The sequence below is a fragment of the Paenibacillus sp. 2TAB23 genome (assembly GCF_052115165.1).
GTDB lineage: Bacteria > Bacillota > Bacilli > Paenibacillales > Paenibacillaceae > Pristimantibacillus.
The window spans coordinates 71,261-92,725 of sequence record NZ_JBFRGD010000005.1 but is presented as its reverse complement, the minus strand read 5'-3'; the positions used below and the strand labels follow the sequence as shown (position 1 = coordinate 92,725).

Annotated in this window: 19 protein-coding genes; 5 read left to right on the top strand and 14 right to left on the bottom strand. The window is 45.1% G+C overall.

Annotation, left to right across the window (positions count from 1 at the left end; genetic code table 11):
* The first annotated feature begins 158 nt into the window (after nucleotides 1–158).
* Both AB4Z29_RS09945 and AB4Z29_RS09940 read left to right on the top strand, forming a co-directional pair.
* Nucleotides 159–1,184 carry a M23 family metallopeptidase gene (locus tag AB4Z29_RS09945; RefSeq protein WP_441942899.1) on the top strand — a complete coding sequence of 342 codons (1,026 nt, stop codon included), beginning with the start codon at nucleotides 159–161 and terminating at the stop codon, nucleotides 1,182–1,184.
* A 19-nt stretch (nucleotides 1,185–1,203) separates the two neighbouring features.
* The gene (locus AB4Z29_RS09940) at nucleotides 1,204–1,974 is read left to right on the top strand and encodes an alpha/beta fold hydrolase (RefSeq protein WP_441942898.1); all 771 of its coding nucleotides are present in this window, start codon (nucleotides 1,204–1,206) and stop codon (nucleotides 1,972–1,974) included.
* Nucleotides 1,975–2,112: 138 nt separating this feature from the next.
* On the opposite strand, the gene AB4Z29_RS09935 is transcribed toward AB4Z29_RS09940, so the two are convergent.
* Genes AB4Z29_RS09935 through AB4Z29_RS09925 form a run of 3 tightly spaced genes read right to left on the bottom strand, consistent with a single transcriptional unit; the run spans nucleotide 2,113 to nucleotide 4,306 of the window.
* On the bottom strand, nucleotides 2,113–2,544 hold the full coding sequence (locus tag AB4Z29_RS09935; RefSeq protein WP_441942897.1) for a hypothetical protein: 432 nt from the start codon (nucleotides 2,542–2,544) through the stop codon (nucleotides 2,113–2,115).
* Nucleotides 2,545–2,554: 10 nt separating this feature from the next.
* Nucleotides 2,555–3,094, bottom strand: coding sequence for a LytTR family DNA-binding domain-containing protein (locus tag AB4Z29_RS09930; RefSeq protein WP_441942896.1), 540 nt, complete (start codon nucleotides 3,092–3,094; stop codon nucleotides 2,555–2,557).
* A 30-nt stretch (nucleotides 3,095–3,124) separates the two neighbouring features.
* On the bottom strand, nucleotides 3,125–4,306 hold the full coding sequence (locus tag AB4Z29_RS09925) for a serine hydrolase domain-containing protein (RefSeq protein ID WP_441942895.1): 1,182 nt from the start codon (nucleotides 4,304–4,306) through the stop codon (nucleotides 3,125–3,127).
* A gap of 305 nt (nucleotides 4,307–4,611) precedes the next feature.
* Here AB4Z29_RS09925 and AB4Z29_RS09920 point away from each other — a divergent pair, with 305 nt between their 5' ends.
* Nucleotides 4,612–5,991, top strand: coding sequence for an SMI1/KNR4 family protein (locus AB4Z29_RS09920; protein WP_441942894.1), 1,380 nt, complete (start codon nucleotides 4,612–4,614; stop codon nucleotides 5,989–5,991).
* Nucleotides 5,992–6,423: 432 nt separating this feature from the next.
* Here AB4Z29_RS09920 and AB4Z29_RS09915 read toward each other — a convergent pair whose 3' ends face one another.
* The 3 genes from AB4Z29_RS09915 to AB4Z29_RS09905 form a co-directional block, all read right to left on the bottom strand.
* The gene (locus tag AB4Z29_RS09915) at nucleotides 6,424–6,921 is read right to left on the bottom strand and encodes a DinB family protein (protein WP_441942893.1); all 498 of its coding nucleotides are present in this window, start codon (nucleotides 6,919–6,921) and stop codon (nucleotides 6,424–6,426) included.
* Nucleotides 6,922–6,933: 12 nt separating this feature from the next.
* Complete coding sequence (locus AB4Z29_RS09910; RefSeq protein WP_441942892.1) at nucleotides 6,934–7,749, bottom strand: alpha/beta fold hydrolase; 816 nt, start codon at nucleotides 7,747–7,749, stop codon at nucleotides 6,934–6,936.
* Nucleotides 7,750–7,841: 92 nt separating this feature from the next.
* Nucleotides 7,842–9,080 (bottom strand): YbfB/YjiJ family MFS transporter, encoded by a 1,239-nt coding sequence (locus AB4Z29_RS09905; RefSeq protein ID WP_441942891.1) that lies wholly within the window; start codon nucleotides 9,078–9,080, stop codon nucleotides 7,842–7,844.
* Between the two features lie 117 nt (nucleotides 9,081–9,197).
* Between AB4Z29_RS09905 and AB4Z29_RS09900 the strand changes: the two genes are divergently transcribed.
* On the top strand, nucleotides 9,198–10,094 hold the full coding sequence (locus tag AB4Z29_RS09900) for a LysR family transcriptional regulator (protein ID WP_441942890.1): 897 nt from the start codon (nucleotides 9,198–9,200) through the stop codon (nucleotides 10,092–10,094).
* 249 nt (nucleotides 10,095–10,343) lie between these two features.
* On the opposite strand, the gene AB4Z29_RS09895 is transcribed toward AB4Z29_RS09900, so the two are convergent.
* The 3 genes from AB4Z29_RS09895 to AB4Z29_RS09885 all read right to left on the bottom strand — a co-directional run bounded on the left by AB4Z29_RS09895 (nucleotide 10,344) and on the right by AB4Z29_RS09885 (nucleotide 14,183).
* Complete coding sequence (locus AB4Z29_RS09895) at nucleotides 10,344–12,893, bottom strand: LuxR C-terminal-related transcriptional regulator (protein WP_441942889.1); 2,550 nt, start codon at nucleotides 12,891–12,893, stop codon at nucleotides 10,344–10,346.
* Between the two features lie 322 nt (nucleotides 12,894–13,215).
* Nucleotides 13,216–13,680, bottom strand: a complete 465-nt coding sequence (locus tag AB4Z29_RS09890; protein ID WP_183563272.1) for a phage tail protein — start codon at nucleotides 13,678–13,680, stop codon at nucleotides 13,216–13,218.
* A 23-nt stretch (nucleotides 13,681–13,703) separates the two neighbouring features.
* Nucleotides 13,704–14,183, bottom strand: a complete 480-nt coding sequence (locus AB4Z29_RS09885; protein ID WP_441942888.1) for a GyrI-like domain-containing protein — start codon at nucleotides 14,181–14,183, stop codon at nucleotides 13,704–13,706.
* 106 nt (nucleotides 14,184–14,289) lie between these two features.
* Between AB4Z29_RS09885 and AB4Z29_RS09880 the strand changes: the two genes are divergently transcribed.
* Complete coding sequence (locus AB4Z29_RS09880; RefSeq protein ID WP_441942887.1) at nucleotides 14,290–15,255, top strand: helix-turn-helix transcriptional regulator; 966 nt, start codon at nucleotides 14,290–14,292, stop codon at nucleotides 15,253–15,255.
* Between the two features lie 187 nt (nucleotides 15,256–15,442).
* On the opposite strand, the gene AB4Z29_RS09875 is transcribed toward AB4Z29_RS09880, so the two are convergent.
* Genes AB4Z29_RS09875 through AB4Z29_RS09855 form a run of 5 tightly spaced genes read right to left on the bottom strand, consistent with a single transcriptional unit; the run spans nucleotide 15,443 to nucleotide 21,444 of the window.
* Nucleotides 15,443–15,919, bottom strand: a complete 477-nt coding sequence (locus tag AB4Z29_RS09875) for a hypothetical protein (protein ID WP_441942886.1) — start codon at nucleotides 15,917–15,919, stop codon at nucleotides 15,443–15,445.
* Nucleotides 15,909–17,111, bottom strand: a complete 1,203-nt coding sequence (locus AB4Z29_RS09870) for a glycosyltransferase family 39 protein (protein ID WP_441942885.1) — start codon at nucleotides 17,109–17,111, stop codon at nucleotides 15,909–15,911. The genes AB4Z29_RS09875 and AB4Z29_RS09870 overlap by 11 nt, the downstream gene beginning before the upstream one ends.
* 54 nt (nucleotides 17,112–17,165) lie before the next feature.
* Complete coding sequence (cysC, locus tag AB4Z29_RS09865) at nucleotides 17,166–17,729, bottom strand: adenylyl-sulfate kinase (protein ID WP_441942884.1); 564 nt, start codon at nucleotides 17,727–17,729, stop codon at nucleotides 17,166–17,168.
* A 52-nt stretch (nucleotides 17,730–17,781) separates the two neighbouring features.
* The gene (locus tag AB4Z29_RS09860; protein ID WP_441942883.1) at nucleotides 17,782–19,578 is read right to left on the bottom strand and encodes an ATP-binding cassette domain-containing protein; all 1,797 of its coding nucleotides are present in this window, start codon (nucleotides 19,576–19,578) and stop codon (nucleotides 17,782–17,784) included.
* Between the two features lie 24 nt (nucleotides 19,579–19,602).
* Nucleotides 19,603–21,444, bottom strand: coding sequence for an acyltransferase family protein (locus tag AB4Z29_RS09855; protein ID WP_441942882.1), 1,842 nt, complete (start codon nucleotides 21,442–21,444; stop codon nucleotides 19,603–19,605).
* Between the last annotated feature and the right edge of the window lie 21 nt (nucleotides 21,445–21,465).

The window sequence follows — 21,465 nt, the reverse complement described above, 5'->3', positions numbered from 1 at the left end:
GTGTAGATTGCCTTACGGGAAATGGAATCTTAACGCAGCCTTACTTTTCAGCCTCATTTGCAAATCATGTTTAACTGGAATTTATTTTCGGTTAGAGATGGCGTAAGTTTCATGCATTATACTGACCCTAAGCGATTAGAAAGGGGAACATCCGAGAGATGAAGAAGAATAAAGCAGGACATATATCCGACCCGGGAGCTATCATCATAACTGCGTTCGCCTGCATGCTGATTCTGGCAAGCTGCAGCGGCAATGGAGAAAGGAATAAGGAGGCGATTATCGTGGCCGAGCAAAAAGAAGAAATAAATGATAACCTGAAGCGAATCGGCGGAGAGGACATTGCAGCTGCAATGCTTGAGGGTGAATACGAACGTTTGTATACCCAGTTCAGTAATGCGTTGAAGGACATCGTCACGCTTAAAGAAATTCGATCCATGGGTCAAGATTTTGTATCCGACATCCATTCATTCAAGCTCACATCGAAATTGCAGCTTAATGGACAACAATCCATCGTTTGGGACGGGCAAACGGGGAATAAGGGACTGATGGCAGCCATAGATGAGAAAGGGACAATCAACGGCATCCAGATTATCCAGCATTCTTCTTATCCTCAGACCGATGAAGCCTATTCCAAGACGGAGTTTCATTTTCCCTTTCTAGGGGAATGGCTTGTTTTCTGGGGAGGAAAAAATACATTTATCAACTACCACTACGAGTATGAACCCGTTCGCTATGCGTACGACTTTGTGGTAGAAAAAAACAGTTATTCCTATGAGGGTGATCCAACCGTTAACGAAAGCTACTATGCCTTCGATGAAGATGTTCTGGCACCAGCCGAGGGTGTGGTGGCAGCAGCAGTTGATGGTATATTGGATAACGATCCCGTAGGCACAGTTAATGAAGATCAACCTGCAGGAAATATGGTCACTATACGGCATAGCAATGGGGAATATAGTACAATTGCTCATCTGAAAAAAGGCTCCGTAACAGTGAAAACGGGTGATACCGTTGCTGCGGGACAGCTCATCGGGAAATGCGGCAATTCGGGAAACTCTACTGAGCCCCATATCCATTTTCAAGCATCTGCCCCAGCGGATGCAGCAAATCATGCTACCATTCCGATCTCATTCAAGGACCATATACAGCCGATTCGCGGTGATAAGGTGACAGGATCTTTCCATTAATTAAAAAGGTGGCACTACGATGAAATCCATTCCTAAAGGTAAGACTCATACGCCAAGCGGGATGATGGAGTACGCACAAGCGGTTAAGCAAGGTCCCGCTGTCGTCCTCATTAACGGCGGAAGCGGCCCTATAGAAGGCTGGTACAAGATTTTTCATAAGCTAGCAGAGACAGCTACCGTCGTGGCCTATAATCGATTAGGTGTCGGAGGCAGTGATAAGCCGTCAACTCCCCAGCATGGGGAGACTATTGTAACCGCACTTCGTCAGTTACTCGCGGAATTGAGCATCCATCCTCCCTACATTCTCGTTGGACACTCCTTAGGAGGCTTATATGCCAACCTGTTCGCAAGACAATTCCCACACGAAATAGCGGGCGTTGTACTGCTGGACTCCAGCCACCCGCAAGATTTAAGCATAAATGAAACACAAAATCCATTCATCAAGAGGATTAACCGGATATTAGGAATGTTCGATTCATTCTCTCTAGGGCGCAAGTGGAGCGAGGTTAACTTTGTGGAAGAAACCGTGGCGCAAATTGAAAAAGCGGGCTCCTTCCCCGACATTCCTCTTGTTGTTGTATCCGGAGGCAAAAAACCGCCCATGATGCCTGAGCATGTCATGGAGATACGTGCAAACAACCAATTAGATTTCGTCCGGTTAAGCAAACAGGGCAAACATATGATAGCTCGCCGAAGCGGGCACTTCCCGCAACTAACAGAGCCTGAGATTGTTATCCGCGCAGTTCTGGACTGTATTCAAATGGTGAGAGAGAATTTGCTACGGGAATAAGCAATTAGATTCCCCTTGGCTCACTTATGTCCACAGAGTAACTCATGGAACAACGGAGTAACAAGATGAGGTTGAAAAGGACCTTTCAGCTCCGCTTTTATAGCGATGTAGAAGAGTCCTTTGCGTATGTGACATAGCTTATTTATCTTTTATCCATGCCTTGAAGGTTTTCAATTTATTCTGAGCTCGCCGATACATCAAATAGTCAAATAAATTTGCAACGCATATAATGCCCAGCACAATCAATAATACCGTCATAAATTGCTGCTTAATCTCCATGCCGCTGCTTGTAATCATCATTAAGGCTGCCATAATGAATATTGTTACGACTAGTGCAATGAGGTTATTGATAAAGAAGTACATTCGAGCATTTGCGATGCTAATCGGGAGTATGGCCGTTAGCCATTCTGTAATAAAACCAATAATAAATCCTATGCTTCCGCTCGCTAATATCGTCAAAACCTTATAACTGACTAACACCTCTGTACGGTCGTAGAACTGCAGCACAATGCCCATAAAAATACCGAGAAAAAAAGATTTTATAATATTTTCCATATTTATTTTTTCCATTATGGTTCTCCTACATCTTGAGTGTGTTTCTAAGCTTTTTTGAATACATTTTGGATACTTCCAGTTCAGCTAGATTATCCATTCTAAGTACATACCTTGAATTAAACCACGGAATAATCTCTTTTACGTGCAGCAGATTAACGAGTTGTGATTTATTGATACGTATAAATCCTTTTGCCGCCCAAATGCTCTCATAATATTGCAGCGTTTCTTTGATGCCGTAGTAATTAGACTTTGTATAAGCCATCATGCCTTCTGGACCTGCTTCTAGATATAAAATATCCCTTGGTTCAATAACGGCAAACTTATTTTCGCTTAAACCTGTGAGAGTATTCAAATAATGAATATCTTCTCGAACGCCGGAGACCAATAGCTTAACAACATCCATGTAATCAATCGCATCGAATACAACACTAAGCTTTCCGCTAGGTATGTCATATCCATTCTCAACGAGTACCAACTCACTGTCTTGCTCGATTTCTATTTGGTATTTGGATAACTCTTGCTTCAACTTCTCATAAACCTTATTTGAACACAATAATTGAACCATCTTATCTCCTAATGACGCCATTTGGATTGTTTATTCAACTATCATCCTATCATAAATCATTCTTATTTTTACTAATTCTTCTATCCCTTTTTCCGCAAAATCAAGCGAACCAAAATTAGCGATGAAGAAGGTATCCTTTTTCTTGTCATATAAGATATAAGTCCCTGTTGCTCCGACACCGCCATATACATCCGTCATGGAGCCAAGCAGGAATGACAACTCGCTAAAGTCAAAATACATCATACCCATGCCGTAATAAATACCTTTTTCATAGCGTTGGTTAAAGTCCGTCATTTGTTTATACACTTCATCAGACAGTAAAGCCCCTTTTTCCAAAGCCCGCATAAACGTTAGCAGATCATTCATAGTCGTTACTACACCACCGCCTGACCAGTCGATCGATAATGCGTTTTTGTCGCTATAATCGATGCCATTCAAGTAAACCCCTAGAATATCAGCCGGCTCATCATGATAAAACATTAGATAGCTATCCTTCATGCCTAACGGCTCGAATATTCGTTCCTCTAAGATATCGGAATAAGGCTTTTCCTCGATTGCTTCCAGAATAAGTCCAAGCAATATATATCCCGTATCCGAATAATTGAATTGTTGTCCAGGACGTCCAACAGGCTCCTGATTTTCCCTAGTAAATGCAATCAGCTCTTCAGGAGTGAATGAAAGGTCTGGATTGGATGTTATGATTTCCAATATTGGCTTTCCTCTTTTGACCGGACCTTCAAAATAATCGGCAACTCCCGATGTATGGCTCAGTAAATGTTTGACTGTCACTTGATCACTATAATCCGTGCCGTCGATTACAAATAACCCATTTAGAATCTCAGGAGCCAGCCAAGAACTGATTTTATCGTCATAACTAATTTTGCCCTTATCTACTAACAAGCCATAAACAACAGCACACATCGTTTTGCCGACACTTGCTGCATGATAGGGACTATTGGTTTGAGCAGGCTGATCTGAAATATGATTTTTTGTGCCTACTGCAAATTGCTCCATGTAGTCTGTCTGGTCAGATTGTATCGTCAATAACACGCTCGATAACGAATCATTTTTTTCGAGTACCTTCGTGATATGTTTATCAATCTTTTCATGAACTGCTTCTTTCGATATCGACCGATTCAAAAACGCCAATAAACCAATTCCAACTGCAACCAAGACGATTAAACCAACCAATATTTTAATTCCTATATTCATGTTGACCACCCTTCGCGCAAAGTCGTTTATATCCATTAATGTAAGCGATGGTGTACGTATTAGGAACGCATTTGCACCAAGCGGTCGAAATTGAAGGGTAACATGACTTTTTGGCGGTCTAACAATAGGTTATCATTGTAGGAATTCTGCGCAGGGCATCTTCGCTTTACTCTCTGTTGCCTATGCTAGTCTCCGCATAGCCCATTTTGCCGATGGGATTAACTCAATCGCCCATTTCAGTATATAACCTTATATCTGGTAAAATAGAGAAAAACATATTTTCACTTGGGAGGCAGAAGAAAACGATGAAAGAAGAGCTGAGCGTACAGATCATGCAGTGGCACGAGGATAGCGAGCACCAGCAAATCATTGACATGCTAATGAAGATTCCTCCTGCGGACAGGGATTACGATATGGTCAGCAGCATGGGCCGGGCGTATAACAATCTAGATTTGTATGAAGATGCGCTCGAACAGTTTGCTTTCATTGCTGAACAGGGAAAAAATGATCCGTTATGGCATTTTCGCGTAGGGTACTCCTATTACTATATGAAGCGTTATGAAGAAGCGGTAACTGTGCTGAACAACGCCCTGGAGCTGGATCCTGACGATCAGTATTCAGCCCGGTTGCTGGGTTTAAGCCGTAGTAAATTACAGAAGCAGCAAAAAGCCGAAGCCCGGCGTACACTCAGCAGGCAGCAGAAGGATTCGGAATTGCCTCCATTTGAAGGAATGGATCTCGACAGCTTCTGGGAAGACAGTACCTATGCCAGAGATCAATATGTCTCTGAGCCGCCTACGGATGAGCTAATTGCTTCCGTGGAAGAGGAACTCGGCTATAAGCTGCCAGCAGCCTATATTGCTTTAATGAAGCATCAGAATGGAGGAATTCCCTATCGCACATCCTTTCCAACAGATGAAGCTACCTCTTGGACTGAGGATCATATTGCCATTACCGGAATTATGGGGATTGGACGCGACAAAAGCTATGCGATCTGCGGTGACCTCGGCAGCCCGTTTATGATTGAAGAGTGGGGTTATCCGAATATCGGTGTAGTGATATGTGATTGCCCTTCGGCAGGTCATGACGTCGTGATGCTGGATTACAGGCACTGCGGAAAGGACGGCGAACCAGAAGTCATCCATGTCGATCAAGAAGATGATTACGAGATCACGTTTTTGGCACCTGACTTCGAGACGTTCATTCGCGGGCTGGTGAGCGACGAGGAATACGACACTTCTGAAGAAGATAAAGAGGATGATCTGCGCAAAGTAGCAGAAGGTAAATTCTCGCCACTTCTGGCAGAGCTCTGCGATAAGGCCTCTGAGGTGGACGATCTGGAGTTCAATATTCGCAGGGTCTGTACCCGGATTGTCCAGGAGAAGGGCCATTTCTCCTTTCATGCAGATGAGCTGTCTCATCTCATGTATGATGTGCAGTTTTGGCTATACACGAACTCGTACACGGCTACTAGTCGTCAGCTGTATTTAGATACGTATAGTCAAATCATCGCTTTTGGCGGCGAGTTCGGACAAGGCGGATATGCGCCCGGCTTCGTCAGCGATTGGCTGGATTGGCGAATGCGAGAAGGACTTATCATTCAGGAAAACGGAGCTCTCCGTTTCACGGACGAGGCGCGCAGCGCGGTAATGGCAAAGCTTACGTCAGAAGCGGATGCCGCATAGTCTTTGGTATTTGGCGGTGAAGTAAACAATGTCCTTCCATTCATTTTTAGGTGCATAGTACCTTAACGTTATGATACTCCTAACTCATTTGCATTTTAACTGCTCCAATCAGTCAGGTGTTTGAGCAGTATAAGCCCCAAATTTGCATGCTTAACGCTCCAAGAGCTCAGTTATTATTGGGTTCTATTATTACAATGACGCTTCAAGATATAATTAGCATTCTAAATATATCTCCCGTGACACTCTTTCCTATTTTAAAAATACTTAGGCGTCCTTCCTACACGAACTATTTTGCTCGGAATTTATCACTGTTAGTTAAAATGCCTCACAGCCTCACTAAAAGAGCAAAAGTCAAAGGCACCCAGTCGGATGCCTTTGACTTTCCAATACAGAATTCTACCATGATGCTAAATACTGATAATTGTCGCCTGCTCAAAGTGGTGGCGTCACTCCTAGCTGCGCCCAACCCTCCTTGGAAGGACCATATACTGCGGGTATAGGTAACCCCGCTTGCCGCATTAGTACCGTAACCTGTCCCCGATGATGAACAACGTGCTTAATCAATCCCATAAATATCGTTGCGGTGGATTCCGTTCTTCCGAACGCGTTCTGGGTTTGTTTCAACGTATCATCCGTCCATTGCTCTTGTAGAGCATTTGAAACCTGGAAGCTTATTGCTTTAAAAACGTCTGCCATTTCCTTTGCGGATGGTACTTCACTCGAATTTGGTACTTTTGCTATCGGGACGCCGAATTCCGTTAAATAATCCGGAATGTTCGCTACGAAATGCCATGCGATTCTTCCCAACGTGCGTCCTTCAGGATAAACCTGCTGCAAGAGCGCATCATCAGTCAAGCTATCTAATATCTTCTGGGTCAATACGGCTTCGTTTTTCCACTCTGCGACTAAATCTTTGACTGTACGATACATCTTTTCATCCCCTTATTTGAGTTCCATTAAAAAATCGTTTACCGTGTGATAATAACCGTCCAAATCCTCGGAGTGGACTCCGTGACCACATTGTTCGAACACCATTAGCTTAGTATTCGGTCTTCGCTCTTCCATTCGTCTTGCTTGCTCGGTATCAAGAATAAAGCTCTTGCCGCCATGAATAAGCAGAACCGGGCATCGCGAACCTAGCCAATCATCCCACCACACTCCATTGGACCTTGGAACGGATACTTGCAGCCCCTTCAGATCCGTTCGGAATCCCCAACCTTGTTCGTCCTCCAGTACGCTTTCGGCAAAATAATCAATGGCACGCAGCCCTACGCTTGCAAGTGATTCTCTCAGCTCCTTTAAAGACGCCGATCGAAAGGGAAGCTTGTCGGCAAAGGAGAAATCGGCGTTTATCTCCGCGCCAATATCCTCGACAATAACGGCATTCACCAATTCCGGATAACGAGCCGCGAATTGATAAGCATTCAATCCGCCCAACGAATGCCCTAGAATTGTGACAGGCTGTCCCCCAAGCTCCGAGTGAATGAGTTGTAGAATATCATCCACGTAATTCTCTCTTGCATACTCCTTCTCTGAAGGATGCTCGCTCCAACCGTGTCCTCGTTGATCCAGAGAAACTATCCGCCAATCTTTGAAGCGCAAGGCCAGCTCCGAGAATGATCTTGCATTAGCCATATACCCATGCAGCATAACGAGTACTCGTTCGCTATCTCCGCCAAAATCAAGGTAAGAAAGCCGAAGATTCGCAGAGTAAAAGAACTTCCTCGTAGCTGAGCCGTTATGACCGGAATTCAACATCTTGTTATCACTCCTCTTTGTTTAACTCTAATCTCCCTCAAATCCATCTTAAACGCTAATAGTGACATCTTTTGTCATTGTTAAACCTATTTTTAGCCGCTGTGAGATAAATCTTGGCGATCCAACTTTCGTTGTCGTTGTCCATACACGCCAGCCAGCGCAGCGGCTATCGCCATAAAGATCGCGCTGGTAGCGACGCCGAATTGTAAACCGTACCTTTCAACTGCAATGCCTCCAACGACGGGACCCATCATCTGCCCAGAAGCGAAACAGGCGGTCGCTAAGCTGAGGCAAGCTGTATAGGCGTGATGAGGGACATGACGCCGAAGCAGCGCGGTCGTCATCAGCGGAGGGGTAATAAAGGAAACCAGCCCAATCATAATAGCGCCCAATGCTGTAAAAAACATATGATTGGTGGTCACGCCAATTACACCGATCGTCCCCAAAATTAACCCCGCTGCAAGTGTATATCCGCTCGGCCAACGGTCAATTGCCTTACCTCCGATCCATCCGTTAAATAAGCCTGCAAATCCTATACCGGACCAGATCAACCCAGCATAGAGAGGCGGAATGCCTTTGCTCACCAGATAGGGAATCAAATACGTGAAGTAGATGATGTAGCCCCAACCAAAGAAGAAATAAGATCCAATTAAAAACAAAAGCTTTTTTGGATTCAACAGGAGACGGTACACATTCACGCGTTCTTGCTCTCGCGAATCCAATTCCGTCGTCGAGGGTATTGTTGCGGATTCCCGCTTTCCTGTGACGATCTCGAAACCTAACGCAGCGATTACGCCAAACACGCCCATGGCCGCCCAAGCATATCGCCAACCCTCCAGGTGCGATGGGTCTATGGTAAAGGGGGCAAATAATCCCGTCACTAGAATGCCGGCGCAACCGCCCGCCCATATTAGACCCGACGCTGCTCCTCTTTCCGCCGGTCGAACGGCATCCATTGCAATGGACAGGACTAACACTGTGGCGAAGGCCGAGAACAACCCAATCGCAAACCGCCATAACCCAAGCTGAATGAAATGTTCACTGCATGCTGAGCCAATCATGGCCAACCCGAGCAGAAAACAAGTCATTCGATTGATGACATGTTTTTGATTCGGGAATCGCGAGATTAAAGGCGAAAGACATAATGTTCCGATCAAATAACCAACAAAGTTGACCGTACCTAATATGCCCAGTTGACTGTAGCTCCCCCCGATCTCCCTCTGTATACCTGGCAAAAACATGCCGTAAGAGAGTCTAGAAAAACCGAGAATGACGATAAATAAAAGTGATGCCCATACAGTAATCCCATTTAAGGCGGGTTTCGTACCCATTGCCGCATCTTCCCCTAAAAAAATTTGTTAACCCTAGTGTAAATTCAGTGGAATGTTTTGTAAAATTGAATTAAATGAACCGATTGTTCATATATCTTAAACTAAAGGATGATGACAATGGATTTTCGTGCTTTAAAAACCTTCGAAGCTTGCGTGCGTCTTGGCTATTTTCACAAAGCTGCCGAGGAACTTAAATATGCTCCTTCTACGGTAACCCTTCAGATTCAGCGCCTCGAAGCTGATCTAGGCGTTTCTTTATTCGTGCGCGACGGCAAACGCGTAATCGTAACTGAAGCCGGCCGATGGCTCCAGCATGAGGCCTCAGCTTTACTGAAGTCAATCGGAGCCATGAAACAGACCGTCTCCGACATCGCGGCGGGTGATGATGGTTCCGTTCGATTCGCCGCCATTGAGCCCATGGCAAGCCAAAAGCTGGCGGCCGTTATAGCCGACTTTTACAAGACTCGTCCGAAAGTGGAGTTAACCATGGAAGTGAGCGGCAGCAAATTGATTATGGATAGGGTTCGAGCCGGTGAACTGGACTTCGGTATATGCTCGGCACCGCCGTCGAATCTCATGCTGGAATTTGAGCCGCTAATTGAGGAACGATTAGGGGTTATGTTAAATGTGAATCATCCCTTAGCCAATCAAGATAGCATTACGGCAAGCGATTTAACGGGGCTAACCGTTCTGGTCAAAGAATCGACTTGTATCTATAGGGAGCTATGGGAAACGTCGTTTTGTCCAACCGGCCAATCCCCTTTCACTTGTATCGAGATTGGTAGCTTCTTTGTCATCCAACAAATGGTTAAAGGCGAGTTTGGGGTGGGTATTGTTCCGATTTACAGCGGTCTGGAGCTCGAAGGCTCCTCGGTCATTCGACCCGTTATCGACCTAAACCCTGTTCTCGGCATAGGAATCGTGTATAAAGATAAAAATCTTTTGGGAAAAGCATCGTTATTATTAATGAACGCCATACGAGATGTATGCGTATCCGAGCCTATCGTGAAATAAAGGAATGACATGGATTTGAACAATCACCTTTTGAGCGCAACAGCCTCCGCAGGGCCACCTGTTTTAGTCTCTTCGCTCAAGCTGCCGAATTAAATCTTCGTATAACCTTCATTCTACAAATGCTATTTGAGGGGTCACAATGCAAAAAAAGACAGCATCCCCGAGGATACTGTCTTTTAGGTTTCCCTTTATGCTTGAAGTCCTTAACGATGCCGTTTAATATGCTCGTCAACCTCACTAGCTACATGCTCAGTCCACATTCCGATGCTGTTTGACGCGTTGAATGGCTTGTGTCCGATTACTGACCCCTAGCTTTCGATAAACATTCTTCATATGGAACTTTACTGTGTCCAACGTAATGCCCAGTCGAACGGCTATTTCCTTATATATTAATCCTTCTGTAAGAAGAACAAGTACCTTCTCTTCCTGTTCCGTCAGAGCCTCATTCGACAACAACTTATAAGACTGGCTGCTATTTGCAGCTTCAAGGATCTGTTGGATATATTTCAAGGGCATCCCCGGCTTTGCAGCCTCTTGCTGCTCACTCACGAGCTGGCTTAGCATCTCGGCCATCAGCGGGCCTTCATCGAGAAAGCTGCGAATATAGCCCGGAGGTTCTGAAAGCCTTAAGGCTATCTCCAAGGAAGCGAAAGCCTCTTTGGGACAATCGGATTGCCACAGCACCGCGCTTTGCAGGATTTTTAGCTTAATTCGGCCTCGAAGACGATTCTCCTTTTCCGCCAGACGATCCAACTGCTCTAGCAATCGCTTAGCATCCTCAATCCGTTTGTTCGCCGCGAGAATTCTCACCATAATCAGATACTCCTCGAAATAGCGAGGCGTAACCTCGTCCACATGCGACATTCCGCTTTGCTCCAACCAATCGTATGCCTGTTGCGGCAGCCCTTGACTCAGCAATAGTTGCGCCTGCTCCGCCTTGATCCTCTTCCAAATGGCTTGCTGATCGGGCGAATCCACATTAGAGCCGAGATCATTAAGCCATTCTATTGCTTGGCTTTCTTTCCCCGTTGCACGTTGAACCAAGGACGAAGCAAGACCGATATGAATCCAGATCCATACGTTGGTTCGCAAATCCTCCCGATTTATGGCTTGTTCAAGATACAACTCCGCCTCTTCCAGTCGATTCCACTCATATAGAAGCAGGCAATACGACAAATAATGATATCCGACAAATGGGTAGTTTTTTTTCTTTTCCCACGTCTTAATCCACTTCAGCAGAAATAACTCCACTTCGTGAAGATTGTTGCTTAGCGATAGAAGATCCATGAATCCTTCGTGTCCTTGATACCGTTTGCTTGAAATTTTCTGAAAGCTGCTAGCTTCCGGCAAATATAGCTCCGACAGCTCAAAATATTTTGAAGTTAGCGGCAAGTCCTGCTGCAAATAAGAAAAGATACCGCATAGGTAATAAAGATTGCCAATTAACTGATTAAATGCGGGTTCCGGGATATATTCTCTCATGGCTACAAACCGTTTTTCCGCTTGCTCAGCCCTATGCAGCCCTTGACGCCATTCTCCTTCCATTAATAAGTTGGAGATATAGAACAATTCGAAGGTCGGCATGTGCTCGTAGCTGCTCTCAGGTAGAGATGTAATCCATCTCACGAGTACGCTGCCCTTCGATAACATGAGATCCGGCAAAAGGCGGTCAATAAGCCGTACGGCATCATCTGACTGCTGCGCTTTGATGTAATGCTCCACGGCCTCTTCGTTGAGTCCCTCATTCTCATGCCAAACGGCAGCTCGCTGATGAGATTGTCTCCACAGCTCCGTATGCTCTCTAGCGCTCAGTTGCTGCAAAAACTCGGACAATAGGTGGTGATATCGGAACCAATTGCGTTGATCATCCAGTGGAACAATAAACAAATTCAGCTGTTCCAGCTGTTCTAATTGCTCTTGACTGTCGCTCTTTCCCGTTACCGCTAGGCACATCTCCCAGTTCATGCGATTTAGAACGGACGTGGCCAGCAGAAATTCCCGCAAGGATACCGGTAAATGCTCAAAAACCTCTTCCAGCAAATAATCGGAAATGTGACGCTGCCGACCATTAAATTGGCTAATTGAATCGGCTATGTTGCCGCTTCGTTTCAGTGAGATGGCTGCGAGCTGCAGTCCGCTCACCCAACCCTCCGTTTGATGGAACAACTCAGCCACTTGCTTTTCCGTCAAAGATAAATCTGTCGTCTCCTTGAAGAAAACATACCCTTCCTCCAGCTCGAATCGCATATCTTCAACCCGGATGACATTTATCTCCCCTTTGGCCAGCAGCCTGGTAGTAGGAAAGAGTAATTCGGTGCGACTTGCTATATAGAGATGAACATGGGTAGGTAGATGTGCAAGCATATATCGGATTGACTCGTTTACCGGCGCATTCTCAATGACATGGTAGTCGTCTAAAATAAGAACGAAATCACCTTTAATTGAATTTAGCTCATTTAAAAACGCCGAAATGGCGGAATCAATGGATGCCGCCGACGCTTGCTCAAGTATATATTCAATCGACTCCCCGAAACGTGGCACTTTCTCTCGTATGGATGCGAAGACGCAGCTCCAGAATGCACTCCAATCGTTATCGTACTTGTCTAGTGAGATCCAGGCAACTGGGTGTTGGCATTGCCTCGCCCATTCGCTTAACGCTGTCGTTTTGCCGTAGCCAGCTTGGGCGGATAACAACGTCAGCTTGGTCCCCATTCCTTCCTCAAGCCTGCGCGTCAGCCGCGGCCTTGATACCAACGATTTTCGCACAGGGGGAATAAGAAGGCTTGTACTGCTAATCATAATTGAGTCCTCCGCACGCTGAATTAAACAGATAATATCTTCGATATATTCGACGTGTTTAGACATATTCCTGTTGTCATAATTATGACAATTGCTAATTTTTGTACTATTTATAATGATGTTTTGTATTAAAACCCGCTAAGAATACGATTTTTATGATGAGAGTGCAGCTTTGATTTACTCTATTTGTGGTACGGTTCTCCGTTCTGTCTGTCGCGACAAGACTAAGGGCCATCCCTCAAAAGGATAGCCCTTAGTCTTGCATTTTGCAAATGCTAATAGAAGAAATGGATGGATTTATTTAATGGAACTTTTACTTACTTTAATATTCTTTTTTAATGACAAAAAACGAACCTCGGATTGTTCCAGCTAGTTTAGACTTCTGCCTAGCAAACTTAAACTTCTCTGCTAACTCCTTAGGTATCTCCATACCCTCGGAAAGCTTAAAACCAACGGCCCGCTTCTTAGGGTCATCCACCGTATACATGACGTTGATCGAAAGACCATCCTCATAAAACACATAGGCAAATTTAATATTTTCCACTTGAAACCGCGATGTTTCTAAAGGCTTGGCCGCAAATTCAATATCACGCTCTTCCTTCAAAATTCGGTTCACATAATCAAGCGTATCCTGGCTTTCGCTAGCTTGTTCAACCGTAAATTCATGCTTGTATTTGTTCATAAAGTAACGGGCTTCATTCGCACGTAAACCAGCCAGCGCTTCTACTACAGGTGAAGATTCTAAACCAACCGTAGATACATTTTTAAAATCAACGATCTGAGACACTCTAATCCCTCCTATGATATAACTTATTTCCTAACAACAGGAATCCATACTTCACCATAGACGAGGCCGTCTCGCTGCCCCATCTCAACCGTTGCATTTGGCCCGCCGACATAAGAGAAATTCTGGGCTTCTGGCAAGACTTGGCCAAAGGCAATGCCCGTGAGCATATTACTCAACTCATCCGCCGTCTTCCCTTCGCCTTTAACGACGAGGTATTGTCCCTTAGGGAATTGAATAACTCTGTGTTCTTCCGGGACCGATGCTCCTGTCATGACGCCAGCATAATACATCATCTTTTGATTTACCGCTTCGCTTACGGCAAAAATGTAGTCGTTCGTGGCAATGGCCTTTAAAGCGTTAAGCCTTCCATCCTGCTCCACTGCCCGCCAAAAGCTTTCCTTCTCCTTGTTCATGCCGGCATAATCCGTGTAATCGCTCTTCAACTCCGTGCCAATACCTAGAACGATAAAGCTGTCTTTTTCCTCAAGGGTATACGTTGCCATAATCAAATCTCCTTCTTTCAAATTGATTAAATGATTTGTTTTTTCACTTGATACGTTTATAATAATCTTAAATCATGTCAAAATATGATACTGTTTAGAGGACCCGATGAAAAAAGTAGAACGAATTAACATCATCATGCGGTATATCAACAACCGAGCTCACTTTACCATTTCCGAAATTATGCGGGAATTTAACATCTCTCGTTCAACAGCCATTAGAGATATCAGAGAAATTGAGACGATGGGGATGCCGCTTGTCGCTGAAGTTGGGAGGGACGGAGGTTATTTTGTCATGAACAATTCCGTCCTACCGACTGTCCGCTTTACCGATAATGAGATTAAAGCACTGTTTATTGCCTTCATGGCCACAAGAAATCAACAACTCCCCTATCTCAAGAGTCGCCAATCTTTAGCAGAAAAATTACTCGGACTCATCTCGAAAAACCAGCAAGATGATCTTGTTCTGTTAAATCAAATCCTGCTGTTTGAAGGAACCAACCCCCATAATCCCGACCTACTTGATCTGTCAGATCTGCCCCATCCTATGTTAGAACAACTCATCCAAATCATTATTATGGACAGCTACTTAGTGGTTTCCGTCGAAGTAGGCAGGGAAATAAAGTCTTATCCCATTTATCTGTTGCACTTATATCGTGAAAAAAGCTATTGGCAAATCGAAGGCTTTGACCTAAAGGAAGAAAAGAGGCGGATTATTCCTGTCGACAATCTCACCAATGTTACGCCATACGCTGAGAAAAAAAGATTTAGCAAGAAAAAAATTATTGAACAGCTAAGCAAGCAGGAAGAAGCTATTAACCTTGTCCTTGAACTGGGTCCAAAGGCGATTGCCCAGTTTAAAAAATACCATCCGTTAAAAATTTCAATTTCATACACGAATCCTTATCAGACTACGGCAATTTTAAAGACTTTCATCAATGTTCATCATTCGGATGAATTGGCCGAAATCACAAATTGGCTGCTTTTCTTAGGTGAGGATATCCGGATTAGAGAGGTGCCGAAAGAGATTGTGGAAGGTTTACAGGAGAGAATAGTTGTATTAGGGAATAAGTAAAATGCGCTGTGATGACGAATACTTGCTTACCGGACTCATTCGTAATCTTCACTTCATCCCCAACGACAATTCAGCTTTTATCCAGAGGCGAGTTGTCATTGACTGTCTCCTTGAAACTTATTCTTCTGCATCGAATCTCGCCCTACATGTGATACATGAGTAAAAGGAAATAAGTTGTTAAAACGGGCTAACGATACTTCTCAATACGCACCTCATGCATAACGAAATCCACTCCTGGTTTCATAGTAGGATCGATTCGAATCTGCTCAACATCGCCATCGACCATCGATTCGATCGTCTTACCGGAGTATACTTTGCTTTTCGTTTCCGAAAATGATTCTCCGGCTCCCCTCCAAAATACTTGAACCTCACGTCCGCCATTTACTGAGAGCTCGATGAGAAAATAAGTTTGCTTGACTTGTGAGGTCTCCATGGAAGGGCCGATCAAGATCGGGTCATTTGTCGTGGAGGCCCATTCGCTCCCCTTCTTGCTAATGTTATAAGCTGTCCAATCCTCAAAATTTGTAAACAAGAATTCTGCAGTTCTCTCTGCCTGAGCCTGTCTCCACTCCAGCTCTCCTTTATCGCTGTCGAATATAAATACGCTGTACAAGACAAGAGTGGCAAATACAAGGATAACCCCAGCATAAACTTTATAAAGCATGTTGATTCTCCTTTTTTACACTCTTGTCTACCGCATCATAAAGCAGGCTCATTCCGTAACAGAAAAAGATAATCATGTACGGCATTATGGGGTAAGCATAACGGGGAATAGGCAGCATGATTTGATGCATAATCGTATAAATAACGATAACCAACGCCATCCAAGCGATCGCATGCTTGCGCAAGACACTTACCATTAAGCCCAGCCAGCCCCCCGCAACGAACAACAGGTGCAGAGGATTTCGCCATTTTTCAAAAATGTGAGCAATCTCCCCGTTTTCGACCCAAGGGATTCTCCAGAAACCATTCAGCTTGCCGATTAGAAACCATTTGATAAATCCTGTCTGGGGAAGTTGAGAGAGGAACATTTCTTTCGCCTTTTCACCCCATAATGCATTCCGCTCAAGCTCAGTAGGATGCAATTGATAAATCGAATCGAAAGTATCCTCCCACCCAATGGAATAAGGATGGACACCCCACAGTAAAGGATTGTTTCCGGAAGTAGCAAATAACACAGGCTCGCCGAATAACATGAAATTTCGAATCCACCATGGGAGAACGACGATAAACGAACAGAAACCGACATAGAACAGCGCTCGAAAAACAAGCTTTTTGGATGGAAGCTTGATTGCGAAATAAAGAGCCAAGGGCAGAACAAGAATCGCGGGGGTCGGCCGGACCATGACGCTGAATCCCAGCAAAATTCCGGCAGCAATCAATGTCAAACTCCGGCCTCTTTGTAACCCCTCCAATAGCATTAACAAAAATGAGGCCAGCATTAGCGTAAACGTAACCTCGGTCAGAAGCAGTCCATTGGCATAAATAAATCCTGGATAAATGACCATGCATGCAGCGCTAATTAAACTGAACGTCTCGCTTAAATACTTTTGGGCGATTCGATAGACAACCCATATCGTGAGTACACTGAATGCAACTTGTAAGAGTTGAACCCCTAGTTGATCGGTACCAAATAACCCGTACACTGCGGAGAGAACCAGCGGAAACCCAGGCGTGACATAGCCATTAGGCTCTGTTGAATTATAGCCTAGTATCCCTGTTTCCAGAAATTGCTTTGCCATCTTACTATAGAACATCGCATCGCCGACCAGAGGGGGAAACGAGTTGCTGAAAATGTAGTAGAGTCTAAGCGCCAAAGCACTCAAAAGTATAATATAAATCCATTTGAAGCGCATTTGTTTAGCCTCGTTTCCATAAACTTGAGTTCTTATACAATTGCCTATCTTCCTTTACAACTCGTTTCCCTGGAGGATGCTATCCATAAGAACTTGAACGCAATACTCCAAGGGCTTGTATTCTGTATCCAACGTCAGCTCCGCCTCTAGTGGTGGCTCATACAGCGAGTCGATCCCTGTAAACTGCTTAATGAGGCCGGATCGCGCTTTTCGATATAACCCTTTAGGATCGCGCTGCTCACACATTTTAAGAGAGCACTTTACATAGACCTCCATATACTCTTCCGAAAGGAATTGCTGCCGAATCTTGCTTCTATCTTCCGCCGATGGGGAGATCATGGACACAAGAACGACAAATCCAATATGTAAAAAGAGTGAGGCGATCTCAGCCGCGCGCCGCAGGTTCTCTCGGCGTGCCTCATCTGTGAACCCAAGGTCGCTATTAATGCCTGATCGAAGCTGGTCCCCATCGAGCACCACGCAGCGGATGCCTCGCTGGAACAGCTCTCTCTCTGTTTCGGCAGCCAACGTCGACTTGCCCGAACCTGGCAATCCCGTGAACCACAGTACTTTACCCTTATGGCCATTCACACGTTCCCACTCGTTTTTGCCTATCATGATGCTCCTCCTTCAGTTCCAGCCTATATGCACTGCTGTCATTGCACGTTTATCAGTCCCAATCGTAAGTTTCTCCGATCAGCTCGAACAACCGCTGGTTAGGTTCTGAGTAATAACTCTGCAACCATTCCATCGTATCCTTCGGGATAGGCTGGTCGTATTTGCCTTCATTTAGCGAAGCGTACTCGCCTGGCTCCCACAACGGCATATCAAGAAAGGAAAGCACGTTTCGATAGCTTTCCGCCGAATTTCGGAAACATGCCTCACTGCTCATAACAAGGATCTGATCCCTTGGAAAATATCGATACCACCGCTCCAATTGCTCCGCGTACAACCCTCGCTTCAAATAGGAATAAATCGAGCAATTCTGGCTTGAATAGCGGGGGTCCCGGCTCATTCGGTCATATTCCTCTTTCACCCTTGAGCGTTCGGCCTGCAGCGCCTCCGGAAATGACATTGGTTCCAGGCCTCGCCTGACCATCATTTGATAATGCGAATAGGCTCTGTAAATAGGATTGCGCAAAATGGCAATCAATTTAATATTAGGCAGCCATTCGCGCACCCTGCCGGGCGTCTGGGGATGGAACATATAGTAGGGACTCGCTTCTCCTGTTATGGTTCCTTCCGGCAGATCGGGCGGAAAGTTTTTCTTATACCAGTCAAACCCGAAGTGATATTGCTCATCGAAAAAATGAACCTCCTTCACAGCAGCGGATTTGATGCCCGGATGTTGTAAGAGGTCGTGATACAGCGAGGTCGTGCCACCCTTCTGCGTCCCAATAATCAGAAAAGCAGGCTCCGTCGTCGTGTTATCGAAGAGCTTCGTCCTAGAAGACCGTACCCATTCCACATGACGTTTGCTGTTGATGAATTGTACATGTTGAACAATGTTCTCCATATCCGTGCCTGCCGGTGCGATCTCCAGACACCGAACAGCATCCTCGCTTGCTTCTTCTTGCATGCCTAATTCCAGATACACGGACGAACGCAGGATTTTAACGGAAAATTCACTGTAGCCCTTATCCAGCGATTGATTAAAGAACTTCAGCGCTTGTTCGAAGTCCTTCTGCTGCTGGCTCCTGCCGCCCATCCGGTAATAATATTCCGCCAGATAATCATATGCGCCCGCGCTCTGCTCATAAGCCATGACCACGTCGCGCGTCGATCCACTGAGCTTAATCCTGCCTTCCTCGAGCCAAATCGCCTGATCACAAATGATTCTAGCCTGCTCACCGGCATGACTAACAAATACAATCGTGGTACCCATGCTCTTCAATCGCAAGATTGCGTTGATACACTTCTTTTGGAATTCATGGTCGCCGACGGCCAATACTTCATCAATAAGCAGAATATCTGGAGTCATGTGGATAGCTACGGAGAATCCCAGCCTCATATACATTCCGGTCGAATAGTTCCGTACTAGCCGGTCGATATCTTCTCCAAGCTCGGAGAACGCGATGATACTGTCCATCTTCTTTTGAATCTCTTTGCGGGTAAAACCGAGAACGGAACCGTTAAAGTAAATATTTTCTCTACCGGTAAAATCGGCATGGAACCCGGCCCCGAGCTCCAGCAGCGTCGCTACTTTGCCGTCGACTTTAACTGTGCCTGACGTAGGATGCAGGATGCGGCTAATCAGCTTAAGAAGCGTGCTTTTACCGGAACCGTTTTTGCCGATCAACGCCAGGCTCGTACCCTTCGGTATCTCCAGTTGAATATCGCGCAGAACCCACTTGTCATTCAATCCTTCAGGCACAGGCGTCGTCACAATGTCTTTGATTGTATTCCGTTGGCCGCTAAGTTTGTTGAATTTTTTGGATACCCGTTGCAGTTCGATTGCATTTTTCATGCACACACCTCCGTTCATAAGCCATCATACTTCCTCAACCACATGTTTCTGCAATATCGAAAATAGGGCCAGCACCACAACGTTAATGATTACTAGAACGACCATCATCGGGAATATGTTACCGAAATTCGGCCATTGGCCGTATAAGAATATCTCCCGGTAAGCACCAATGATTGGCGTCATTGGATTGTAATCGAATATCCATCGGAACGAATCAGGGATAAGCGATAAAGGAAATAAAACCGGAGTCAAATAAAAACAGCCGATCATCAGGACGTTGAGAATGTGCTCTAAATCCCGTAGATAGACCGTACCTAGGGCAGCGAGCATTACGATAGGCAAGGTAAGCAGTGTCTGCATCAACAATATGATCGGAAAGGCTAATAGGGTCAATGTGAGCGGAATCCCGCTAATCCAGAGAGCCGGGACTAAAATGATCAGTGTAAGCAAATAGTTGATTAGATTGCTAACGATGACCGATAAAGGAATCACTTCCCTGGGGAAATAAACCTTCTTCATAAGCTCTGCGTGATTTAGCAGACTTCTGGCACCACTGGTGACCGATTGGGAGAATAAATTCCAAGGCAGCAATGCCACCAAAATAAATAATGGGTAATGTGGAATATCCGCCTTCATTATGAAGGAGAACACAGCTGTATATATACCCAGCATAAGAAGCGGATTTAGGAACGTCCAAAGGAATCCAAGCGCGGAGCCCTTGTAGCGCCCACGCAAATCCTTCAATACCATGCTTCGAAGCATCTCACGATATCGGTAAATTTCCTTCAGCGGATGGATCGAATCTCTTTCCTCGACAATACGAACGGTTAAGTTGGAAAACCCCTTTAACACATGGAGGCATCCGATCCAAATAAGATTAAGCAAGAGAGACAATGCAATGATGATGACGGCGACAATTGGTACATACCCCAACGGATTGCTATGAATAATATCCCACGGCTTATGCTCGTAAATCCATTCCATAATCAGCACATGGCTTAAGTAGATATGGAACACGGAAGAGCCCGTAACTGATAGAAGTCGCGAGTCGCCAGCAATTGCCGTACGAAATCTGATATGCTTGACGCCAACGAAAACCGCCGCAGCTGTAAGAAAAACAGGAACCGACGTATATTGATAAAAATCCATTCCTGCAGAGGGGTATGAGATTAAGAGCCAGTAGCTTCCGCCCACGATGGCCACATAAGACAGAAAACCGGACACGTAAAGGAGCCGTCTGCTAGCTTTGTTCAGAGCTATCATCGAAAACACATAACCAAATAGAAAATAACCGACATAACCCGGGATGCTGAACAACTCGATCACGAATCCCCAGCTTTTCCAGCCTACTAGCGCCGATAAATTTGTGAAAGCCAACCCCGCCGCCCCGATATAGATAACAATACGCAACGGAATGCGTCTCACCAGCACTCGTAAAAGAGGAGTAATCAAATAAAGAAGAACGATCATATAGACATACCAAAGATGGTAATGGAGCGTTCCCTTGACCAATCCTGCGGTTAATCGGCTCCAAGCGAAAGAATCAGAATTTTTGTGAATGTCCCACACATAATAAACCATACTCCATAGAAGAAACAGCGGTAGAAGTTTAGAGAGCCTTCTTCGATAAAATACCATAGCCGATTCGTCCCTGCCCGGAGCGAGCAGAAGCATCCCGCTAATCATGATGAACACAGGAACGCTCCATCGAAAAGCGGAGTTGATGATATGAGACGTCCACCAATAACTTACGTCACCAACCTCACCCCTGATTCCAATGACCGGTGCGGTTATGTGGATGAGCACCACCCCGATAATTGCCACAATTCGAAGAATATCCGGATAGATCCATCTTGAGCTTGTCATATCGTATTTCTCCTAAAATAG

What these genes read in the sequence shown, in the direction of transcription:
- AB4Z29_RS09880 (WP_441942887.1), top strand. Translation starts at nt 14,290, where the DNA reads ATGAAAAAAGTAGAACGAATTAACATCATCATGCGGTATATCAACAAC.
- AB4Z29_RS09870 (WP_441942885.1), bottom strand. Translation starts at nt 17,111, where the DNA reads ATGCGCTTCAAATGGATTTATATTATACTTTTGAGTGCTTTGGCGCTT.
- AB4Z29_RS09860 (WP_441942883.1), bottom strand. Translation starts at nt 19,578, where the DNA reads ATGAAAAATGCAATCGAACTGCAACGGGTATCCAAAAAATTCAACAAA.
- AB4Z29_RS09855 (WP_441942882.1), bottom strand. Translation starts at nt 21,444, where the DNA reads ATGACAAGCTCAAGATGGATCTATCCGGATATTCTTCGAATTGTGGCA.
- AB4Z29_RS09900 (WP_441942890.1), top strand. Translation starts at nt 9,198, where the DNA reads ATGGATTTTCGTGCTTTAAAAACCTTCGAAGCTTGCGTGCGTCTTGGC.
- AB4Z29_RS09940 (WP_441942898.1), top strand. Translation starts at nt 1,204, where the DNA reads ATGAAATCCATTCCTAAAGGTAAGACTCATACGCCAAGCGGGATGATG.
- cysC (WP_441942884.1), bottom strand. Translation starts at nt 17,729, where the DNA reads ATGATAGGCAAAAACGAGTGGGAACGTGTGAATGGCCATAAGGGTAAA.
- AB4Z29_RS09930 (WP_441942896.1), bottom strand. Translation starts at nt 3,094, where the DNA reads ATGGTTCAATTATTGTGTTCAAATAAGGTTTATGAGAAGTTGAAGCAA.
- AB4Z29_RS09905 (WP_441942891.1), bottom strand. Translation starts at nt 9,080, where the DNA reads ATGGGTACGAAACCCGCCTTAAATGGGATTACTGTATGGGCATCACTT.
- AB4Z29_RS09895 (WP_441942889.1), bottom strand. Translation starts at nt 12,893, where the DNA reads ATGATTAGCAGTACAAGCCTTCTTATTCCCCCTGTGCGAAAATCGTTG.
- AB4Z29_RS09915 (WP_441942893.1), bottom strand. Translation starts at nt 6,921, where the DNA reads ATGTATCGTACAGTCAAAGATTTAGTCGCAGAGTGGAAAAACGAAGCC.
- AB4Z29_RS09875 (WP_441942886.1), bottom strand. Translation starts at nt 15,919, where the DNA reads ATGCTTTATAAAGTTTATGCTGGGGTTATCCTTGTATTTGCCACTCTT.
- AB4Z29_RS09945 (WP_441942899.1), top strand. Translation starts at nt 159, where the DNA reads ATGAAGAAGAATAAAGCAGGACATATATCCGACCCGGGAGCTATCATC.
- AB4Z29_RS09910 (WP_441942892.1), bottom strand. Translation starts at nt 7,749, where the DNA reads ATGTTGAATTCCGGTCATAACGGCTCAGCTACGAGGAAGTTCTTTTAC.
- AB4Z29_RS09920 (WP_441942894.1), top strand. Translation starts at nt 4,612, where the DNA reads ATGAAAGAAGAGCTGAGCGTACAGATCATGCAGTGGCACGAGGATAGC.
- AB4Z29_RS09925 (WP_441942895.1), bottom strand. Translation starts at nt 4,306, where the DNA reads ATGAATATAGGAATTAAAATATTGGTTGGTTTAATCGTCTTGGTTGCA.
- AB4Z29_RS09935 (WP_441942897.1), bottom strand. Translation starts at nt 2,544, where the DNA reads ATGGAAAAAATAAATATGGAAAATATTATAAAATCTTTTTTTCTCGGT.
- AB4Z29_RS09885 (WP_441942888.1), bottom strand. Translation starts at nt 14,183, where the DNA reads ATGGCAACGTATACCCTTGAGGAAAAAGACAGCTTTATCGTTCTAGGT.